This window comes from Streptomyces sp. NPDC051776, from assembly GCF_040681345.1.
Taxonomy (GTDB): Bacteria; Actinomycetota; Actinomycetes; order Streptomycetales; family Streptomycetaceae; genus Streptomyces.
In genome coordinates this window covers 1-3,562 of record NZ_JBFAYQ010000129.1, presented here as the reverse complement: position 1 = coordinate 3,562, position 3,562 = coordinate 1, and the positions used below count along the sequence as shown (strand labels likewise).

The 3,562-nt window shown below is 72.2% G+C and carries 1 protein-coding gene; it reads left to right on the top strand.

The window, feature by feature from the left end:
- On the top strand, positions 1-3,562 hold a 3,562-nt coding region (locus tag AB0M26_RS31550), incomplete at both ends, for a type I polyketide synthase (protein WP_365266390.1).

The following is a 3,562-nucleotide window of genomic DNA, read 5'->3' as shown; positions in this document are numbered from 1 at the left end:
TCGGCCGGGACACGCGGGCGGCCAGGCTCACCGGTACCTGGCTGCTCGTCGTCCCGCACGAGCACACCACCGACCTCACCACTGCCCTCACCACCGCCCTGCAAACCCACGGCGCCGACGTCCGCGTACTCGAACTCAGCGCCCGCCACGCCGACTCCGTAGCTGTGGAGGCCGCCGTCAACGAGACACTGGCCGAAACGGCAGCCCCCCTCGGCGGCGTCCTGTCCCTGCTCGGGCTGGACGAGCGCCCATGGCCGGACCATCCCGTACTGCCCAGCGGTGCCGCACTCACCGTCTCCCTGCTCCAGGCGCTCGGACGTGCCGAGGCTAGCGCGCCGTTGTGGTGCGCCACCCGGGGAGCGGTGGCCGTCGGGGAGCAGGAGCCGGTTGCCCACCCTGCGCAGGCCGCCGTCTGGGGGCTGGGCAGGGTCGCAGCCCTGGAGTTCCCGGCGCGCTGGGGCGGGCTGATCGACGTGCCCGAACGACTCGAGAGCCGGGACGCCACCGCCCTCTGCGCCGTCCTGGCATCGCACGGCGACCGCACGGACGAGGACCAGCTCGCCCTCCGTGCCGGCACCACCTTCGTACGGCGGCTCGTGTCCGCCGCCCTGTCGGGGAGCGCTGACTCCCTCCGCCCCGAACGTCACTGGACGCCGCGCGGCACCGCCCTTGTCACCGGTGGTACCGGTGCCCTCGGTGCGCACGTCGCCCGGTGGCTCGCGCGCGGCGGAGCAGAGGACGTGGTCCTGGTCAGCCGCCGTGGAGCCACCGGTGACTCCGGGTTCGCGGAGCTCGAGGATCAAGTCGTCGCATTGGGCGCCCGGTTGACGGTCGCGGCCTGTGACGTGGCCGACCGCGACGCGCTCGCGGATCTGCTGAGCTCCCTCCGTGCGGAGGGGCGCGCCGTACGGACGGTGGTGCACGCTGCCGGCGTGGGCACCCTGGGTGGGCTCGATGGTCTCGGCCTCGCGGAGTTCGCCGAGGTCGCGCAGGGCAAGGTCGCCGGAGCATGGCACCTCGCCGATGTCCTCGACCCCGACGAGACCGACGCGCTGATCTTCTTCTCCTCCATCTCCGGGGTCTGGGGCGTCGCAGACCACGCGGCGTACGCCGCGGCCAACGCCACCCTGGATGCGCTCGCCGAGCACGCGCGCCGTACGCGCGGGCTGCCGGTGCACTCGGTGGCTTGGGGTCCCTGGAGCGGTGGCGGCATGATCGCGGAGGACATGCGCGATCCGCTGCGCCGCCGCGGGATCCCCCTGGTCGACCCCGAACCGGCGATGGTGGCGCTGCAGGCTGCACTCGACCACGACGACACGGTGGTGGCTGTCGCGGACGTCGACTGGGCCCGGTTCGTACCCGTCTTCAGCGCCGCACGCCCAGCCCCACTCATCGCCGACCTGGAGCCGGAGCGCGACCCGGCCGCCGGGGCGGGCCGCAGCGGGCGACCGGGCGGAGACGGCGAGGGCGCGGGGGCGCCGCCGCTCGCCCAACGGCTCGGAGCCCTGCCCGCCGCCGAACACGACCGCTTCGTACAGGATCTCGTACGGTCCGAGGCGGCCGCCGTGCTCGGCCATGCCTCAGCCGACGACGTGGACGCGGCTTACGCCTTCAAGGAGCTGGGCTTCGACTCGGTGAGGGCGGTCGAACTGCGCAACCGCCTCGCCTCCCGTACCGGACTGACGATCCCGACGACTGTGGTCTTCGACCACCCCAACCCCCTCGCCCTCGCCGCCCACCTTCGCGAACTGGCCCTCGGGGACGGAGCGACGCCGCGGCCCGACACGAACCTGCTTGCGGCCGCGGCCGGTTCACCAGCGCGCTCAACCGCCGACGACCCCATCGCCATCGTCGCCATGGGATGCCGCTACCCGGGCGGGATCGGATCCCCCGACGACCTGTGGCGTGTCGTCAGCCTGGGGGAGGACGTCATCACCGGCTTCCCGACCGACCGCGGCTGGGACACGAACCGGCTCTACGATCCCGACCCCGACCGGAACGGCACCAGCTACGTGCGGCACGGCGGATTCCTGCAGGACGCAGGGGAGTTCGACGCGGCGTTCTTCGGCATATCCCCGAGGGAGGCGGCGGCGATGGACCCGCAGCAGCGCTTGCTGCTGGAGACGTCCTGGGAGGCGTTCGAGAGCGCCGGGATCGACCCGAAGACCCTGCGCGGCAGCAGCACCGGCGTCTTCACGGGCATCACCGACCAGAACTACGGCAGTCTCCTCGGGCACGGCACCGAGGGCACCGAGAGCTACCTCGTCACCGGCGCCTCGACTGCAGTCGCATCGGGCCGCGTCTCCTACACCCTGGGCCTGGAAGGTCCCGCGGTGACCGTCGACACGGCGTGCTCGTCGTCGCTCGTCGCCCTGCACATGGCGGTACGGTCACTGCACTCCGGCGAGTGCTCGATGGCCCTGGCGGGAGCCGCGATGATCATGGCCGACCCGGCGCCGTTCGTCGGCTTCAGCCGACAACGGGGCCTGGCGCCCGATGGCCGCTGCAAGCCCTTCGCCGAAGCCGCCGACGGCTTCTCCCTCGCGGAGGGTGTGGGGGTGCTGCTGCTGGAGCGGCTGTCGGATGCCCGGCGCAACGGCCATCCGGTGCTGGCGGTGGTGCGGGGTTCGGCGATCAACCAGGACGGCGCGAGCAATGGTCTCACCGCACCCAACGGTCCTTCGCAGCAGCGTGTGATCCGCGCTGCCCTGGCCGACGCCCGCCTCACCGGCGGTGACGTGGATGTCGTCGAGGCGCACGGCACGGGGACGCGGTTGGGCGACCCCATCGAGGCGCAGGCCCTGCTGGCGACATACGGGCAGGACCGGCCGGACGGCCGGCCGCTGCTCATCGGCTCGGTCAAGTCCAACATCGGGCACACCCAGACCGCGTCCGGTATGGCGGGCGTCATGAAGATGGTGCTCGCGATGCGGCACGGCCACGTGCCGGGCACGCTGCACGTCGACGCGCCGTCGCCCCACGTCGATTGGTCGTCGGGTGCGGTGTCGTTGTTGACGGAGTCGGTGGAGTGGCCGGTCGTCGAGGGGCGGGTGCGTCGGGCCGGTGTGTCGTCGTTCGGGATCAGCGGGACGAATGCGCATGTGGTGCTGGAGGAGCCGCCGTCCGAGCGGGAGCTTGCGGGTGTGAGTGGTGACTTGGCGAGCCCGGTGTTTGCGGCTGGTGGTGTGGTGCCGTGGGTGGTGTCGGGTCGTGGTGCTGAGGGGTTGGCGGGTCAGGCGGGGCGGTTGGCGTCGTTCGTGGGGTCGGCCGGTGAGGGTGTGCGGCCGGTGGACATCGCCTGGTCGTTGGCGGCGTCGCGTACGGCGTTTGAGGACCGGGCTGTTGTTGTGGGTGGGGGTCTGGATGAGTTGGCGGCTGGGCTGGGGGCGTTGGCCTCTGGCGAGGTGAATGTGGGGAGTGTGGTGCGCGGTGTGGTGGCCGGTAGCGGGGTTCGGGTTTGTTTCGTCTTTCCGGGTCAGGGTGCGCAGTGGGTTGGGATGGGGCGGGAGTTGTGGGGGGTCTGTCCGGTTTTTGCGGAGTCGATGGAGGCGTGTGAGCGGGC